Origin of the sequence: Actinomadura opuntiae (assembly GCF_030283205.1) — a bacterium.
Classification (GTDB): Bacteria; Actinomycetota; Actinomycetes; order Streptosporangiales; family Streptosporangiaceae; genus Spirillospora.
In genome coordinates this window covers 91,344-107,613 of record NZ_JASNWF010000014.1, presented here as the reverse complement: position 1 = coordinate 107,613, position 16,270 = coordinate 91,344, and the positions used below count along the sequence as shown (strand labels likewise).

Sequence of the window (16,270 nt, the reverse complement as noted above, 5' to 3'; positions counted from 1 at the left end):
TCGATGCCCAGCGATCCCGCCCGCTCCCCGCTCGGCGACCAGCACGTCTGCTCGGCGCCCGGATGCGGCCGCCCGTCCTGCTTCCAGGTCCGCCTGGAGACCGGCGGCGGCGCGCCGGCGCCCACCCGCGACGCCGCCTCCCCCGCCGGCGACTCCTGCGGCACCCACCTCACCGACGTGGTCCAGACCCTGGCCCACCGCTGCACCGGCGGGCCCGACACGTCGGCGCAGATCGTCGTCTACGCGACGGCGGAGGGCCGGCGCGCCACAGAGAACGGACAGTCCGGACCTTTCGCCCGGCTCGCGCTCGGCGTCATCCCGATATGAACGCCGCCGGCCATTGCCCGCACCCGACGCCCTTCCGATACTGGGCAAAGTCGGATGCAAGCGGACGATGCCGGACGAAGGTGAATTCGGATGGGATTCCAGCTCGGCCTGTTCTCCCCCAACACCGAATCGGGACTGGCGATAACCACGGTTCCGGAAAGATGGCGCGCGACCTGGGACAACAATCTGCGCCTCGCGCGCCTCGCCGACGAGGCCGGAATCGACTTCCTGCTCCCCGTCGCCCGCTGGACGGACTGGGGCCCGGACACCGGCTTCCACCAGAGCGTCCTCGACCCGCTGGTGTGGGCGTCCGGCCTGCTCGCGAACACCGCGCGCGTCCGCGTCTTCACGACCGTCCACACGGCGTTCCACCACCCGGTCGTCGCCGCCAAGCAGCTCGCGACCGCCGACCACCTCGGCCGGGGACGCGTCGGGCTGAACATCGTCGCGGGCTGGCACGCGCCCGAGTACGCGATGTTCGGCCTCGCGCTCCCCGACGACCACGACACCCGGTACGCCTACGCGCAGGAATGGTGGGACATCGTCAAACGCATCTGGTCGAGCACCGAGCCGTTCGACCACGACGGGCGGTACTTCCACCTCAGGCGGGTCGTCGGATCGCCGAAGCCGTACAACGGGCACAGCCTGCCGGTGATCAACGCGGGGTCGTCCCGGCAGGGCCGGTCGTTCGCCGCCCGCAACGCCGACCGCGCGTTCACGGTCGTCGCCGGTCCGGAGGACGGGGCGGAGATCGTCGCCGCCATCCGCGCGGAGGCCGCGTCCCACGGCCGGACGGTCGGCGTCTTCACGCTGGGGCACGTCGTCTGCCGCCCCACCCGCGCCGAAGCGGAGGAGCAGTTGCACTACTACGCCGATGAGCACGCCGACTGGCCGGCCGTGGACGAGGTGATGCGCCTGCAGGGCCTGCACGCGCAGTCGTTCACGCCCGAGATGCTGCGGATCTACCGGGACCGGTTCGCCGCCGGGCACGGCAGCTGCCCGCTGGTCGGCGACCCCGACGACGTCGCGGACGGCCTCGCCGGATTCGCCCGCGCCGGCTTCGACGGGATCGCGCTGTCGTTCCTCGACTACGCCGGCGAGCTGGGCTACTTCGCCGACGAGGTGATGCCGAGGCTGCGGGCCCGCGGCGTCCTGCCGGCGGCCTCGGGATCGGGCGGCTCGCCATGACCGCCGCGGCCCCCCAGGAGGAGAAGCCGCCGCTGTCGCCGTTCCAGCGCGTCGCCAGCTCCGACATCGACGTGCTGCACGCGACGGTCGAGCCGTTCGCGGTCGGCCACGACCTCCAGGCGCGCGCCCCCGGGCGTCCGCTGGACGGCCTGGTCAACGCGCTGGGCGTCGGCGCGGTCAAGCTCGTCTGGGTCCGCTACGGCGGCGCCGGCGTCATCGTCGACACGCCGCCGACCGAGGGCGCGTTCGCGCTGTGCGCGCCGATCGCGCCGATGGGCGTGGAGTACCGGGCGTCCCGCAGCCGCGACACCGCGGGCGGCAGCCTCGTGGTGTCGCACGACGAGCCGATGCGGCTGACCCCGGACCCGCGGCACGGCTGCCTGGTGATCGCGACGAGCACCGGCCGGCTCGCCGACCACCTCGGCGGGTTCCTCGGCCGCGCGTACGAGCCGCCGCTGCGCTTCCACAGCGTGGACGCCCCGGCCATCGCGCCCGCGTCGATCGTCGAGCGGACGTGGCGGCACGTCTGCGCGGTGCTGGACGACACCGCGTCCGAGGGGCTGCATCCGCTGGCGGCGCGCAGCCTGGAGGAGTCGCTGCTGACCGCGATCCTGCTCGGGCTGCCGCACACGGCCATGCCCGAGCTGGCGGAGCCGCCGCGGCGCGTCCCGCACCATCTCGCCGGTTTCATCCGGGAGTGGGTGGAGACGCACCACCATCGGCCGATCGGCGCGTCCGACATCGCCGCGGCGGCCGGGATCGGGATCCGGCAGCTCCAGGCGATCTGCCGCGACCAGTGGGGGATCACGCCGACGCAGCTGCTGCGCGGGGTGCGGCTCGACCACGCCCGCGCCGCCCTCCGCGGCGCCGCGCCGGGCGGCGCGACGGTCTCCGGTGTCGCGACGGCGGCGGGCTACCTGCACATGAGCCGGTTCGCGGCGCACTACCGGCAGCGTTTCGGCGAGACCCCGACCGAGACCCTCAAGCGCTCCGCTCCGCCGCCCTGACCGCAGGTCGAACGGGCGGGCGCCGACGTCCGGACGCCGCGGGATCGACCAAGGTCGGTATCGGCGGCGTCCGGCGCCCGGCAGGCTCGGTGGGCATGAACGACCCGAAGTCCTACGACGGCCTGTCCTCGTTCGTGTTCATGCTCGGGGTGTACGTGGGCGTCGTGCCGTTCGCCGGGAAGCTGTTCGGCTGGCAGCCGGACGGCCCGAAACGCTTCCTGGTGTTCCCGCTGCGGCTGCCGAGCCCGGCCTGGTGGATCGTGTCCGTGCTGGCGATCCTCGTCGCGTTCGGGCTGCTCTGCTGGATCGACACCGCCAAGAAGCGCCGCTTCCCCGGCTAGGAGGCGCGCGGGCGGGCGGTCAGCCGAGCCGCTGCCGGACGTCGGTGAGGATGCGGTCGCCGGCGCGGCGGCCGAGCCGGGCGAGGGCCCGGTTCGCGCCGGGGGAGACGCGGGCGATCGTCCGGGCGACGCGGGCCTCGACGGCGACGGGGACGACGGCGGCGTCCTGCCGGACGGCCCGCAGGATCGCCCGCGCGACCTTCTCCGCCGGGTACCCGCGCCGCTCGATCGCGCGCGCCATCTTCTCGCGCAGCTCGGCGTCCACGGCCGGGGCCATGCCGACGAAGCGGGTCTGGCGGGTGATCGGGGTGTCGACCGCGCCGGGGCAGACGGCGGTGACGCCGATGCCGTAGCGCTCCATGTCGAGCCGGAAGCACTCGGCGAGCTGGAGCACCGCCGCCTTCGTCGCGCCGTAGGCGGGCAGCTCCGGGCTCGGGGTGAACGCCGCCAGCGACGACAGGAAGACGATGTGGCCGCCCTCCCCGCGCTCCACCATCTGCCGCCCGAACAGCCGGGCCCCGCGGTACATGCCGTCGATGTTGATGGAGCGGATGCGCTCCCAGTCCTCCTCCGGGGTCTCCAGCAGCGAGCCCGCGAGGGCGATGCCGGCGTTGTTGACGACGATGTCCGGGACGCCCCAGGTGTCCTTGACGTAGTGCGCGAACTGCTCCATCGCCTCCGGGTCGGCGACGTCGACGCGGTAGACGTGGGCCTCGCCGCCCGTCGCGCCGATCTCGTCGACGGTCCGCTTGGCGCCGCCCTCGTCGATGTCGGCGACGACGACGCGCGCGCCGGCGTCGGCGAACGCGCGGGCGGTCGCGCGGCCGATCCCGCTGCCCGCGCCGGTGATGACGACGAGGTCGCCGCCGAACTCCTTGGCGGGGTCGGCGGCGGCACGCGCGTGCGCGAGGCCGGGCGTCTCGGGGCCGCCCTCGACGTGCTCCACGAACTCGGTGATCCAGCGGGCGACCAGGTCCGGATTGCTGCGCGCCACCCAGTGCCCGGCTGGCGCGCGGCGCACGTACAGGTTCGGGACGATGCCGCGCGGCGACAGCAGCAGCGGCTGCGACCCGTACCGGTCCTTGATCGGGACGATCAGCTGCACGGGCACGTCGGTGCGCCCGTCGCCCTCCGGCGGCGGTGCGCCGCGGCGGCCCATGTTCGCGCGGTACAGCCCGAGCCCGTTGCGGGCGTCCCGCGCCAGCGTGGCGGCCGGATGACCGGGACGCGGCTCGGCGCCCTCGCGCAGCCGCAGGTCGCGGGCGAACCCGGCCGGGAGCAGCCGCGCCGCCAGCTCGCCCGCGCGCGGCGCCATCAGCACCGGCATGTAGACGCTGCGCCGCACCTGCCCCAGCACCTCCCGCACCCCGCGCGGCCCGGACCGCATCGCCGTGCGGACCCAGCGGGCGAGGTGCCGGCGGTCCGGCCCGGAGATCGAGGTGAACGAGGCGAACCGGCGCCGCAGCCGGTCGCCGATGACGGCCTCCCAGCCCTGCACCGACCCCCAGTCGTGGCCGACGAGGTGGACGGGCTCGTCCGCGCCGACGCCGTCGAGCACCGCCTCCAGGTCGCCCATCAGCGCGTCGAGGCCGTAGTCGAGCGGGTCGCGCGGCGCGGACGAGCCGCCCGCGCCGCGCACGTCGTAGGTGATCACGCGGAACCGGGCGGCGAGGCGCTCGGCGACGTCGTCCCACATCGCGCCGGTGTCGGGGTAGCCGTGCACGAGGACGACCGTGGGCCGGTTCCCCTCGCCGCGCTCCCGTACCGCCAGTTCGATCTCGCCCGACCTCACCCGCTGGTCCCGCATCGGCGCTCCCTACCGCTCGTCGGGGGTTTGCCCGAGAAACTACGCCGATGAGGGATGCTGTCCAGGCCCGTTCAGCGAACGGGCTGGCGGAGGATCGTCCGCGCCTTCGCCTGGTCCGGCTCGTTCGGGTCGGAGAGGTAGATCTCGTGGTGCAGGCCGTTCACCGCGAGCCCCTCGGCGGCCATCAGGGCGGCCATCTCGGCGAGGCTCGCGGGCTCGTCGGAGTACGGGCCGCGGTGCAGCATCTGCACGCACCGCCCCTCGGTGAACGTGACGTGCTGGACCCGCGCCGCCGCCGGCACCCCGGGCCTGACCTGCTCGACGGCCGCCCCGACCCCGTCCGCCCCGACGCCGTCCGCCCCAATGCCGTCGGCGCCGTCGGGGAGCCGCAGGAACAAATGCCACCACCACTCGTCGCGCGGCACCTCGAACGGGGACCGCTCGTCCTCCACCCACCAGCGGCCCTCCAGCGGGACCATCGGCGCGCCGAGCGCGCCCATCACCGCGTACAGCGCGCCGACGCTCGCGCCGTACGCCGCGCCGCCGGGTTCGCCGCGTCCGGTGACGGCCAGCCCGGACACCGGTCCGAACTCCGCGATCTCCGGCTTCTCCGCCGCCTCGTACCAGGTCATCGGGCATCCTCCACTCGGATCAGCACCCGGGTCTCCAGGTGCTCGGGCGGCGTGCCGCCCGGGTCGTTCAGGTAGACCTCGCGGACCGGCCCGCCGGGCGCGTGCCCGTGGTCGCCGAACCAGGCCAGCACGCCGTGGACGGTGAGCGGGATCTCCTCGTACGGGCCGACGTGCAGCGCCTGCGCGAACGGGCCGCCGGGCAGCACGTCCGGGCCCGACGCCGTCTCGATCGCGACCCGCACCTCGAACTCGTCGGGCATGTCGAGCGGGAACAGGCCGGTCAGCTTCGGCTCCCCCTCGAAGGTCGCGAGGAGGCGGGCGACGCAGGCGCCGGTGGCCGCGGCGATCGTGGTCGGGGTCGACGGCTCGCTCACGGTCCGCACCCGCCGGGCCGGTTCCTCGACGACCGACACCGCCGTCTCCGGCAGCCCGTCGGCCAGCACCCGGTCCAGCAGCCGCAGCGCGCGGCGGCGCCGGGCCACGTCCGCCTCCAGCCGGTCCCGCGCCTCGCGCAGCGCGTCCGCGCCGGTACCCGCGAGGACGCGCGCGACGGCCGCCAGCGGGACGTCCAGGTCCCGCAGCATCCCGATCGTCAGCGCGTCCCGCGCCTGGTCGGGCCGGTAGTACCGGTAGCCCGACGAGGGATCGACCCACGCCGGAGCGAGAAGGCCCAGGTCGTCGTAGTGGCGCAGCTGCTTGACGCTCAGCCGGCACAGCCGCGCGAACCGCCCGATGGGCAGGAGATCGTTGCTCACGTCCCCAGACTGGCGTCTCCCACGGTGGGAGAGTCCACTAGGGGCGCGCGCTCAGCCCGGCGCACTCCCGCAGGCCGTTCCACCGCTCGACCTCGGCCGCCGCCGCGGCGCCCTTCATCGGGATCGGGAGGCCGCCGACGATCTCCGCCGGCTTCCACTTGGACTTGGTGACCTTGCGGCCCTCCACCCTCAGCAGCAGCACCCCGGACTTCGCCGTCTGGCCGTGCGCCGACGAGAACACGAAGTTGCCCATGCCGTAGTGGACGTACTTGCCGTTCAGATAGCCGCCGCCGAGCGGGACGTGCGCGTGCCCGCCGACGATGATGTCCGCGCCCGCGGCGACGAGCGCCTTGGCGAGCTCCTGCTGGCGCGGCAGCGGGCACGACTTCAGCTCCTGCCCCCAGTGCAGGTGCACGATGACGAGGTCGGAGCCCTTCCGCGCGTCCTTCACCGCCTGGACCATCCGCGGGACGTCCTTCGCCGACGCGAGCCCGCCCTGGGCGCCGGTCGCCGTCCACGCGGTGGCGAGGTTGTCGTCCAGCACCTGCGTCGCGCCGACGATCGCGATCCGGTTGCCCTTCACGGTCGTCCGGTACGCCCGGTACGCCTGGTCCGCGTCGCGGCCGATGCCGACGATGGGGAAGCCGCTGCGCTTGATCGCGGCGAGCGAGTCGCGCAGGCCCTCCTGCATGTAGTCCATGCCGTGGTTGTTCGCCATCGACGCCACGTCGACGCCGGCGCGGCGCAGCGCGGTGAGCGCGGACGGCGGCGCGCGGAAGGTGAACTCCTTGCCGGGCGCCGGGGTGCCGCCCGTCGTGATGGCCGTCTCCAGGTTCACCATGGCGAGGTCGGCGCCGCGCAGCGTGGACGCGACCGGGCCGAGCGCGGTCGACGGGTTCCCCAGCCGCGACCGCAGCTGGCCCTCGAAGTGCGTGTCGCCGCCGAAGGCGAGCACGATCGGCTCCGCGGCCTTCGGCGGGGCCGGCTTCGGCTTCGCCGCCGAGGCCGTGGCCCGCGGGGTCGTCCCCTCCGCCTTGGCGCCGTCCGAGCCGCCGCACGCGGACGCGGCGACGGCGACCAGCGCACCCATGGCGGCCACGGCTGAAACGCGCATGGGAGACCTCCGAGTCCGATCCGGCCAAGCATGCCACGATCATGACAAGTCCCCCATGGCCACCCTCGACCACATCCGGCCCGTGCGCCCCGGGCCGGGTGCGGGCGTTCAGGGAGTGGCGTCGGCGGGGGTCTCCTGGCCGTTGGGCTTGCCGGGGGCCAGCTCGTAGGACGGGATCGGGTCGCCGGCGGGGATCTCCCGGGACGGTTCCGGGTCGTCCGTCGCGGACGGCTTCGGCCGGGGCTTGTCCGGGGTGCCGCCGAAGGCCTCGGTGATCGCCTGGAGGGCCGTCGTGACCTCGCTGGGGATGACCCAGAACGTGCTGCCCTGCCCCTCGGCGAGTTTCGGCAGGGTCTGGAGGTACTGGTAGGCGAGGAGCTTCGGGTCCGGGTCGGCGGCGTGGATGGAGGAGAAGACGCGTTCGATCGCCCTGGCCTGCCCGTCGGCCTCCAGCACGGCCGCCTGCTGGGCGCCCTCGGCCCGCAGGATCGTGGACTGCTTGTCGCCCTCCGCGGTGAGGATCTTGGACGCGCGGGCGCCCTCGGCGGTGAGGATCGCGGCGCGCTTCTCGCGCTCGGCGCGCATCTGCTTCTCCATCGCGTCCTTGATGGACGCGGGCGGCTCGATCGCCTTGATCTCCACGCGGGTCACGCGGATGCCCCACTTGCCGGACGCGTCGTCCAGCACGCCGCGCAGCGCGGTGTTGATGCGGTCGCGGGAGGTGAGGGTGGCCTCCAGGTCGAGGGTGCCGATGACGTTGCGCAGCGTCGTGGCGGTGAGCTGCTCGATCGCCTTGATGTAGTTGACGATCTCGTAGTCGGCGGCGCGCGGGTCGGTGACCTGGAAGAACAGCACGGTGTCGATGTGGACGACGACGTTGTCCTCGGTGATGACGGGCTGCGCCTTGAACGAGACCACCTGCTCGCGCAGGTCGATCAGCGACTTCACGCGGTCGACGAACGGGAGCACGAAGCTGATGCCGGGTTCGAGGGTGCGGTGGTAGCGGCCGAGCCGTTCGACGTTGCGGGCCCGGGCCTGCGGCACGATCCAGACCGAGCGCATCACCGCGGTGGCGACCACGGCCAGCCCGGCGACGATGACGATGAGGACGGCGATGGCGATGTCGGTCATGGTGACTCCTCGCCCGGCCCGCCCGGGACCGGGTACAGCAGGGCCGTGGCCCCTTCGATGGCGAGGACGTCGGCGGCGGCGCCCGCGGGGATGACGAGGTCGGGGTCGTAGGGGCGGGCCGACCACTCCTCGCCGCCGATCCGGGCGCGGCCGCCGGCCCGGGACACCTCGGTGAGCGTCAGCGCCTCCCGTCCGACGAGCGCGGCGGTGCCGGTGCGCAGCGGGGGCGGCTGCCGGATGTGGCGGTGCGCGATGGGGCGGACGACCGCGATCCCGGCGACGGAGCCGGCGGCGAAGACGGCGAGCTGCCCGGCGAGGGGGAGGCCGGCCGCGCCGGTGAGGCCGGCGGCGAGTGCCGCGACCGCGAGCAGGCCCAGCGCGAACGTGAGCGTCAGCAGCTCGGCGATCCCGAGGAGCGCCGCGATCAGCAACCAGACGGCCCACGCGTCCATAGCAGCTCCCTGTGGCTGCCGGAAGTCCTCTACAACAAAGTAACGCCAAAGGCGGGAAATGGCGCCCCCGCCCGGAAAAGGACAGAATGGAGTTCGGTCCCACAGGAGGAGCGTCTACATGGGCGACCGCACGGCCTTCCGCACCTGTCCCCTCTGCGAGGCCCTCTGCGGGCTCGAGCTGACCCTCGACGACGCCGGCGCGGTGACGCGCGTACGCGGCGACAAGGACGACCCGTTCAGCAAGGGGTTCCTGTGCCCGAAGGGCGCGACGCTCGGCGTCCTCGACGGCGACCCGGACCGGCTGGCCGAGCCGCTGGTCCGCGACGGCGAGGCCCACCGGACCGCCGGGTGGGACGAGGCGTTCGAGACCGTCCGGCGGGAGCTGGCCCGCGTCATCGAGCGGTACGGTCGGGACGCCGTCGCCGTCTACATCGGCAACCCGACGGCGCATTCGGTGGCGGGACCGCTGTACGCCTCGGCGATCGTGAAGGCGCTCGGCACCCGCAACCTCTACTCCGCCAGCACCGCCGACCAGATGCCGAAGCACGTGAGCTGCGGGCACATGTTCGGCGACCCGCTCGCCATCCCGGTGCCGGACCTCGACCGCACCGGACACCTGCTGATGCTGGGCGCCAACCCGCTGGAGTCCAACGGCAGCCTCGCCTCCGCCCCCGACTTCCCCGGACGGCTGAAGGCGATCCGCGAGCGCGGCGGGAAGGTCGTCGTGGTCGACCCGCGCCGCACCCGGACCGCGGCGCTCGCCGACGAGCACCTGTTCATCCGTCCCGGCACCGACGCGTTCCTGCTGATGGCGCTCGTCCACACCCTGTTCGCCGAGGACCTCGCGGCCGTGCGGCTCGACGACCGGGTGAACGGCCTGGACGACCTGCGCGCCCTCGCCGTCGACTTCGCACCCGAGCGCGTCGCCGCCGTCACGGGCGTGCCCGCCGCGACGATCCGCCGGACCGCGCGCGAGCTGGCCGCCGCCGAGCGCGCCGCCGTCTACGGGCGCATCGGCACGTGCACGCAGGCTTTCGGAACCCTCAACAGCTGGCTCGTGGACGTCCTCAACGTGCTGACCGGCAACCTGGACCGTCCCGGCGGCGCCATGTTCCCGCGTCCCGCGCACGCCCCCGTGTACCGGCGCAAGAAGCCGTTCACGACCGGGCGGTGGCGCAGCCGCGTCCGGGACCTGCCCGAGGTCAACGGCGAGTTCCCGGTCGCGACCCTGGCCGACGAGATCGAGACGCCCGGCGAGGGCCGGATCCGCGCGCTGATCACCATCGGCGGGAACCCGGCGCTGTCCGCGCCGAACGCCGCCCGGCTCGACCGCGCGCTCGCCGGCCTCGACTTCATGGTGAGCGTCGACCCGTACCTGAACGAGACGACCCGGCACGCGCACGTGGTCCTGCCGCCGCCGCGCCCGGTGCAGACGCCGCACTACGACATCGCGCTGACCGGCCTGGCCGTCCGCGACTACGCCCGCTACTCGCCGCCGCTCGTCCCGCTGCCGGACGGGCGGCCGAGCGAGTCCGACATCCTCGCCCGGATCGCGCTCGCCGCGTCCGGCACCGGCGGCGACCCTGCCGCGCTCGACGAGATGATCATCTCGACGACGCTGCGGAAGGCCACCGGGATGCCCGCCTCCCCGGTGCACGGCCGCGAACCGGGCGAGCTGCGCAAGATGCTCGACGAGGCCGGCACCCTCACCGAGCAGCGGCTCGACATGATGCTGCGGCTCGGCCCCTACGGCGACGGCTTCGGCGCCGACCCCGCCGGGCTGACCCTGACCCGGCTGCGCACCGAGCACCCGCACGGCCTCGACCTCGGCGCCCTCAAGCCCCGCCTCGACGAGGTGCTGTGCACGACGTCCGGACGCGTCGAGCTGTGCCCGCCCACCTGCGCCGCCGACGTCGCCCGCCTCCACACCGCGCTGCGCGAGGACCGTCCGCCGGAGTTCGTGCTGATCGGGCGGCGGCACCTGCGCTCCAACAACAGCTGGCTGCACAACGTCCCCGAACTGGTGCGCGGCTCCAACACCTGCACGCTCCAGCTCAACGCCGCCGACGCCGCGCGGCTCGGCGTCGCCGCCGGCGACACCGTCCGCGTCGACTCCCGCACCGGCTCGCTCGAGGCCGTCGCCGAACCCACCGACACCGTCATGGCCGGCGTCGTCAGCCTCCCGCACGGCTGGGGCCACGACCGCCCCGGCACCCGCACGGCCGTCGCGCGCGAGCACGCCGGCGTGAACGTCAACGCCGTCACCGACGAGCAGGAGATCGACCCGCTCTCCGGCAACGCCGTCTTCAACGGCGTCCCCGTAACCCTGACCCCGCTACGGACCTGAGCGGGCTCCCCAGCCTGTTCGTCGGCCGCTCCGCTCGTTCCGCACGCTGCGCTCGCTGCGCGTGCACGCCCGTGAACGATGTGTTTAGCCCCGGCATGTCCAGGTAGGTATCCCTCGCCGCGGGCGGCTCGGGCCGCCTCGAACGTCCTATGGGGGATCGACTAACCTCGCAACCGAGCGTCCCATTACGGCCGTCTCTAACCGGGCGGCCGGACGGAACCGATGGGTCCGGGCGCCGCCTCGCGCGGTCCGGCTGCACGCACCCGAGGGAGGGACATGAACCGGCGGTCGAGCAACATCTTCCGGCGCGGAGCACGGGCGCAGGCGTCGCAGCGGCTGGCGGACGCGACGGAGACCCTGGAGCACGCGCGCGGACTCGACCGCACCATCCGGGTGCTCTCGAACGCCGTGCGCCGAACCCTCCGCCCCGGTCCGCTGAAGGACACCCTGCACGGCGTCCCGTTCGGGCACCCCGCGCACACACCGCTCACCGACGTCCCGATCGGCTGCTGGATGTCGTCGGCGATCCTCGACCTCATGCCGGGAACGGCGCGCGCGTCGCAGACGCTCGTCGCCGCCGGGCTCGCCGGGGCCGTCCCGACCGTCCTCACCGGCATCGCCGACTGGTCGGCCCTGCACCGCGAGCAGCAGCGCGTCGGGCTGGTGCACGCGTCCGCGACCGCCACCGCGAGCATGCTGTACTCGGCGTCCCTCGCCGCCCGCTACCAGGGACGCGACGGCGCAGGGAAGGCCTTCGGGTTCGCCGGGCTCACCGTCCTGCTCGGCGGCACCTACCTCGGCGGCCACCTGGCGTTCCGGCAGGCCGCCGGCGCCAGCCACGCCGACCAGACCTCCCACCTCGTCACCACCGGCTGGCACGACCTGTGCGCCGCCGACGAGCTCCCCGACGGCTGGCCGGTGCACCGCCGCCTCGGCTACATCAGCCTGTTCGTGCTGCGCGAGGGCGACGAGATCAACGTGCTCGCCGACCGCTGCAGCCACCTCGCCGGGCCGCTGCACCAGGGCCGCATCGTCACCGACGACAACGCCGACACCTGCGTCGTCTGCCCGTGGCACGGCAGCACGTTCCGGGTCCGCGACGGCTCGGTCGTGCACGGCCCCGCCACCGCCCGCCAGCCCTTCTTCGAGACCCGCGTCACCGACGGCGTCGTCCAGGTCCGCCCGCTGGGCTGACCAGCGCTTTCCGCCCGTTTCGCGGCGGTTCGCGGGGCCCCGTTCGGGGTATAAGTCGAATATACGTTCGACGATCGGAGGGTCGCGCCGATGAAGGGCGACAGGGTCGAGATCGTGATCGACGCCGGCGGCGAGGGAACCCGGACCTACGAGGTGGTGGCCGCCCGGGCGGGCCGCCGGGTGGAGGTCGCGACCCGGCGCGGCGTGGTGGAGGTCAGCGAGGTCACCCGCACCGGCACCCCGGTCCGCACGGCCCGGTTCATGGCCAGCCGCGTCCTGGCCCTGGTCGAGTACCCCAACGCCGACGCCCACCCCGACACCCCCGCCCCACCCCCCTGAACCTCAGCCACCGCCACGGGCAGGCACGCGGAGCGAGCGCAGCGAGCGCAGCGGGCCTGCCCGCCGACCGAGAGCCTGTTTCGCCACGGAGCGCCAGCGGAGTGGCGAAACAGGCTCTCGGTCGTGACGGGGGTTCCAGGGGGGCGCCCCCTGGGCTAACGCAGCAAGTTCACGATCGCGACGACGCCGACGACCACGATGACGCCGCGCAGGACGAGCGGCGGGATGCGGCGTCCCACTTTCGCGCCGAGGAACCCGCCGACCGTGGATCCGGCCGCGATCAGCAGCACCGCCCACCAGTCGATGCCGGTGTCGGAGAACAGCCAGGTGAGGATGAACAGGATCGCCGCCGTGCCGTTGACGATCGCCGACAGCACGTTCTTGCTCGCGTTCAGCCGCTGCAGGTCGTCGTCCAGCATGATGCCGAGCAGCGCGATGAGGATGATGCCCTGCGCGGCGCCGAAGTAGCCGCCGTACATCCCCGCAAGCAGCACGCCGATCCACAGCCACGGGCCGCCGTGCGCATGGCCGCCGCCGTCCTCGCGGCGCTCGCGGATCCATTTCTGCAGCCGCGGCTGGACCACGACCAGCACCAGCGCGATCACGATCAGGATCGGGACGATGAACTTGAACGCCGACGCGGGCAGCCCGAGCAGCAGCAGCGCCCCGATCACCGCGCCGATCAGCGACGCGCTGCCGAGCCGCAGCAGCCGGGAGCGCTGCCCCCGCAGCTCGGCGCGGTACCCGTAGGCGCCGGTCACCCCGCCGGGGACGAGGCCGATGTTGTTGGACACGTTCGCCACCACGGGCACGTACCCGAGCGCCACCAGCGTCGGGAACGTGATCAGGGAACCCGAGCCCACGACCGTGTTGATGCCTCCGGCGGCGACCCCGGCCGCGAACACCGCGGCCGCGTCCAGCAGGTTCAAGAGCGCCCCATCCCAGAGCTAGAGATTCGCAACGGCGCTCATGATGGTAGGGACAGCGCAGCTCAGGACGCTAATGGGGGTGGCGGTTCCGTGGCGGTTGATCCGGAAAGGCCGGGCCGGGGGACGGCCCGGGTCAGCGGACGGCGCGCGCGTACCAGCGGCCGTTCTGCCGCTCGATCGACAGCGGCAGCCCGAAGCAGGCCGTCAGATGCTCGGGAGTGAACACCTCGTCGACCTTGCCCTGCGCGACGAGCTCGCCCCTGCGCAGCAGCAGCGCGTGCGTGAACCCGTCCGGGACCTCCTCGACGTGATGGGTCACCAGGACCATCGTCGGCGCCGTCGGGTCGTCGGCGAGCGCGCCGAGCCGGGCGACCAGGTCCTCGCGGCCGCCGAGGTCGAGGCCCGCGGCGGGCTCGTCCAGCAGCAGCAGCTCCGGGTCGGGCATCAGCGCGCGGGCGATCTGCACCCGCTTGCGCTCGCCCTCCGACAGCGTGGTGAACGTCCGGCTCATCAGCTCGGCGCAGCCGAGCGCGTCCAGCAGCGCGACGGCGCGGCTGACGTCGGTGGAGTCGTACTCCTCCTGCCAGCGGCCGAGGATCGCGTACGACGCGGTCAGCACCAGGTCGATGACCTTCTCGCCGGCCGGCACCTTCTCGGCGAGCGCGGTGCTCGCCAGCCCGATGCGCGGGCGCAGCTCGAACACGTCGGTGCGGCCGAGCTCCTCCTCCAGGATCTCCACCGAGCCCTCGGTGGGGTGCATCATCGCGGCGGCGACCTGCAGCAGCGTGGTCTTGCCCGCCCCGTTGGGGCCGACGACCACCCACCGCTCGCCCTCGTTCACCGTCCACGTGACATCGCGCAGCAGGGCCGAGCCCCCGCGCCTGACCCCGACTCCGCGGAGCTGAAGTACCTCGCCGGCCATCGCGCGCCTTCGTCCCCAATCCCGGTGATCCCACCGGTCCCGGTCCGGACCGGTCCGTTCTCCAGGAAAGAACCTATGCGATGCCGGCCCTCCCCCGCCCCCCGGCTCCCCGCCCCGGCCGCCGGGGGTAGCAGGGAACGTCCCGCGGGGCCGATGGCACAGGCGATCCGAGCGCTTATGGTGGATCGCATGCCCATTGGGGAGTGTTGGACGGGATGAGCAAGGACGTGGCGACCGCGCTGGTCGCGTGGGGCAATGCGTGGCTGACCGGGAGCGTCGGCCTGGACGAGGCGGTGGACGCGGTCGAGAGGGCGGCCGGCCCGCAGATCCTCGGCGGCGAGCCCGCCGAGGTGACGCTGCGCCGCGGGCTCGGCGACCTGCGGGTCGGCGGGCTGACCGCGCTGCGGCTGGCGCTGCCCGAGCCGGGCGACCCGCTCGGGCTGACCGGTCCCGCCGGGTTCAACCGGACCGCGATCGACGCCGGCGCGGCGGTCGTCGCGCTGCTCGGCGACCGGGCGATCGGGCTGGTCCCCGAGGAGGACCGGCGCGGCTCGTCCTACGTGGGGGTGCGCTGGACGACGCACGACGCGTCCGCGAACCCGCCGGACGTGCCGGGCCTCGCCGACGCCGACCGGCAGCTGACGCTGGCGATGCGGGACGCGACCGAGGCGCTGCTGACCGTGGACGACGTGTCCGGCGTGCCGCCGGAGATCGCCGACGCGCTGGTCGACCTGCGCGACCCGGAGCGCGGCGGCCATCCGCTGGCCCCCGGCTACCCGCCGCGCGCGCACCGGGTGGCGGCGCTCGCGACGCGGCTGTCCATGGTCGTGGACCTGGCGCGGCGGATGGACGAGCGCGGCCTCACCGCCGACCAGATGCGCCGCCGCGGCGAGGCGCTGCGGCTGCTGGACCGGGCCGTGCGGCGGGCCCTGGTCGCCGCGTGCAACAGCGCGTTCGACCCCGTCCCCTAGACGGCGCTGAGAACGTGCCAAAAGGGAAGCGGGACGCCCCCGGAGGGACGCCCCGCTCAATGCCTGCCCGGGTCGCGCTCGTTCAGCTGCGGACCACGAGGGTGCCGACGACCTTGTCGGCGAAGGTCTGCTTGCGCTCGTCCCACAGCGGCCACAGGTAGCCGAGGTAGCACACCGCGCCGTCGAGGATGTGCGCCAGCTTGCGGACGAAGGCCATGCCGAAGCCGATCGGCTGGCCGGTCTGCGCGCTGACCAGCCGGATGCCCATCTGGCGCTTGCCGATGGACTGGCCGGTGGTGCCCTCCTGGTAGCAGATCCACAGGAAGGCGCCGATCCAGATGCCGATGCCGATCACCATGAACAGCACGCCGAGGACGGCGGCGCCGCTGCCCGCGCTCGCCAGCAGGTTGCCCAGCAGCCAGAGCACGAAGAACGGGACCACGGCGATCAGGTAGTCGATGATGAAGCCGCCGGCGCGCGGGCCCCACTGGGCCAGCTGCCCGGTCGAGCCGTAGTGGTGGTGGTGCACCTCCTGGTAGCCCGGCTGCGCGGGGGCCGGCGGGCCGCCGTAGGCCGGCTGCGCCGCGGGCGGCTGGCCGTACCCGGGCTGCGCGGCGGGCTGGCCGTAGTTCGGCTGGGCCGACGGCTGGCCGTAGTTCGGCTGCGCCGGCGGCTGGCCGTACCCGGGCTGGGGCTGGCCGTAGCCCGGCTGGGCGGGGGGCTGGCCGTAGCCAGGCTGCTGCTGCCCGTACCCGGGCTGCTGTTGCCCGTAGCCCGGCTGCTGACCGTACGGGTCGTAGGGGTTACCCACACT

17 protein-coding genes are annotated in these 16,270 nt (G+C 74.0%); 8 read left to right on the top strand and 9 right to left on the bottom strand.

Going from position 1 to position 16,270, the window contains the following annotated elements; translation table 11 throughout:
• Positions 1-3 precede the first annotated feature (3 nt).
• The 4 genes from QP089_RS28710 to QP089_RS28695 all read left to right on the top strand — a co-directional run bounded on the left by QP089_RS28710 (position 4) and on the right by QP089_RS28695 (position 2,863).
• Positions 4-327, top strand: coding sequence for a hypothetical protein (locus tag QP089_RS28710; RefSeq protein WP_285915610.1), 324 nt, complete (start codon positions 4-6; stop codon positions 325-327).
• Positions 328-417: 90 nt separating this feature from the next.
• Positions 418-1,515: an LLM class flavin-dependent oxidoreductase gene (locus QP089_RS28705; protein ID WP_285915607.1), complete on the top strand. Its 1,098-nt coding sequence runs from the start codon at positions 418-420 to the stop codon at positions 1,513-1,515.
• Positions 1,512-2,522, top strand: coding sequence for an AraC family transcriptional regulator (locus QP089_RS28700; protein ID WP_285915605.1), 1,011 nt, complete (start codon positions 1,512-1,514; stop codon positions 2,520-2,522). Before QP089_RS28705 ends, QP089_RS28700 begins: the two co-directional genes overlap by 4 nt.
• 95 nt (positions 2,523-2,617) lie before the next feature.
• Positions 2,618-2,863: a hypothetical protein gene (locus tag QP089_RS28695; protein ID WP_285915602.1), complete on the top strand. Its 246-nt coding sequence runs from the start codon at positions 2,618-2,620 to the stop codon at positions 2,861-2,863.
• 19 nt (positions 2,864-2,882) lie between these two features.
• On the opposite strand, the gene QP089_RS28690 is transcribed toward QP089_RS28695, so the two are convergent.
• The 6 genes from QP089_RS28690 to QP089_RS28665 form a co-directional block, all read right to left on the bottom strand.
• Positions 2,883-4,670: an SDR family oxidoreductase gene (locus tag QP089_RS28690; protein ID WP_285915600.1), complete on the bottom strand. Its 1,788-nt coding sequence runs from the start codon at positions 4,668-4,670 to the stop codon at positions 2,883-2,885.
• 71 nt (positions 4,671-4,741) lie between these two features.
• Complete coding sequence (locus QP089_RS28685; protein WP_285915598.1) at positions 4,742-5,302, bottom strand: GyrI-like domain-containing protein; 561 nt, start codon at positions 5,300-5,302, stop codon at positions 4,742-4,744.
• Positions 5,299-6,057 carry a MerR family transcriptional regulator gene (locus QP089_RS28680; RefSeq protein ID WP_285915596.1) on the bottom strand — a complete coding sequence of 253 codons (759 nt, stop codon included), beginning with the start codon at positions 6,055-6,057 and terminating at the stop codon, positions 5,299-5,301. Before QP089_RS28680 ends, QP089_RS28685 begins: the two co-directional genes overlap by 4 nt.
• Before the next feature lie 37 nt (positions 6,058-6,094).
• Positions 6,095-7,171, bottom strand: coding sequence for a CapA family protein (locus QP089_RS28675; RefSeq protein WP_285915594.1), 1,077 nt, complete (start codon positions 7,169-7,171; stop codon positions 6,095-6,097).
• A gap of 108 nt (positions 7,172-7,279) precedes the next feature.
• Positions 7,280-8,302 carry an SPFH domain-containing protein gene (locus tag QP089_RS28670; RefSeq protein ID WP_285915593.1) on the bottom strand — a complete coding sequence of 341 codons (1,023 nt, stop codon included), beginning with the start codon at positions 8,300-8,302 and terminating at the stop codon, positions 7,280-7,282.
• Positions 8,299-8,754 (bottom strand): NfeD family protein, encoded by a 456-nt coding sequence (locus tag QP089_RS28665; protein WP_285915591.1) that lies wholly within the window; start codon positions 8,752-8,754, stop codon positions 8,299-8,301. Before QP089_RS28665 ends, QP089_RS28670 begins: the two co-directional genes overlap by 4 nt.
• Positions 8,755-8,872: 118 nt before the next feature.
• Here QP089_RS28665 and QP089_RS28660 point away from each other — a divergent pair, with 118 nt between their 5' ends.
• The 3 genes from QP089_RS28660 to QP089_RS28650 all read left to right on the top strand — a co-directional run bounded on the left by QP089_RS28660 (position 8,873) and on the right by QP089_RS28650 (position 12,634).
• Complete coding sequence (locus QP089_RS28660; RefSeq protein WP_285915589.1) at positions 8,873-11,101, top strand: molybdopterin-dependent oxidoreductase; 2,229 nt, start codon at positions 8,873-8,875, stop codon at positions 11,099-11,101.
• Between the two features lie 276 nt (positions 11,102-11,377).
• Positions 11,378-12,295 (top strand): Rieske (2Fe-2S) protein, encoded by a 918-nt coding sequence (locus QP089_RS28655; protein WP_285915588.1) that lies wholly within the window; start codon positions 11,378-11,380, stop codon positions 12,293-12,295.
• A gap of 90 nt (positions 12,296-12,385) precedes the next feature.
• A complete protein-coding gene (locus QP089_RS28650; protein WP_285915587.1) occupies positions 12,386-12,634 on the top strand; it encodes a DUF8836 family protein in 249 nt (82 codons plus the stop codon).
• A gap of 155 nt (positions 12,635-12,789) precedes the next feature.
• Here the strand turns inward: QP089_RS28650 and QP089_RS28645 are convergent, their stop codons facing one another.
• Entirely contained in the window at positions 12,790-13,563 is a 774-nt protein-coding gene (locus tag QP089_RS28645) for a sulfite exporter TauE/SafE family protein (protein ID WP_285915586.1), read from the bottom strand.
• Positions 13,564-13,696: 133 nt separating this feature from the next.
• On the bottom strand, positions 13,697-14,485 hold the full coding sequence (locus QP089_RS28640; RefSeq protein WP_285915585.1) for an ABC transporter ATP-binding protein: 789 nt from the start codon (positions 14,483-14,485) through the stop codon (positions 13,697-13,699).
• A gap of 215 nt (positions 14,486-14,700) precedes the next feature.
• Between QP089_RS28640 and QP089_RS28635 the strand changes: the two genes are divergently transcribed.
• On the top strand, positions 14,701-15,456 hold the full coding sequence (locus QP089_RS28635) for an Rv1486c family protein (RefSeq protein ID WP_285915582.1): 756 nt from the start codon (positions 14,701-14,703) through the stop codon (positions 15,454-15,456).
• Positions 15,457-15,538: 82 nt separating this feature from the next.
• Here QP089_RS28635 and QP089_RS28630 read toward each other — a convergent pair whose 3' ends face one another.
• Positions 15,539-16,267, bottom strand: a complete 729-nt coding sequence (locus QP089_RS28630; protein WP_285915581.1) for an RDD family protein — start codon at positions 16,265-16,267, stop codon at positions 15,539-15,541.
• Positions 16,268-16,270: the final 3 nt, after the last annotated feature.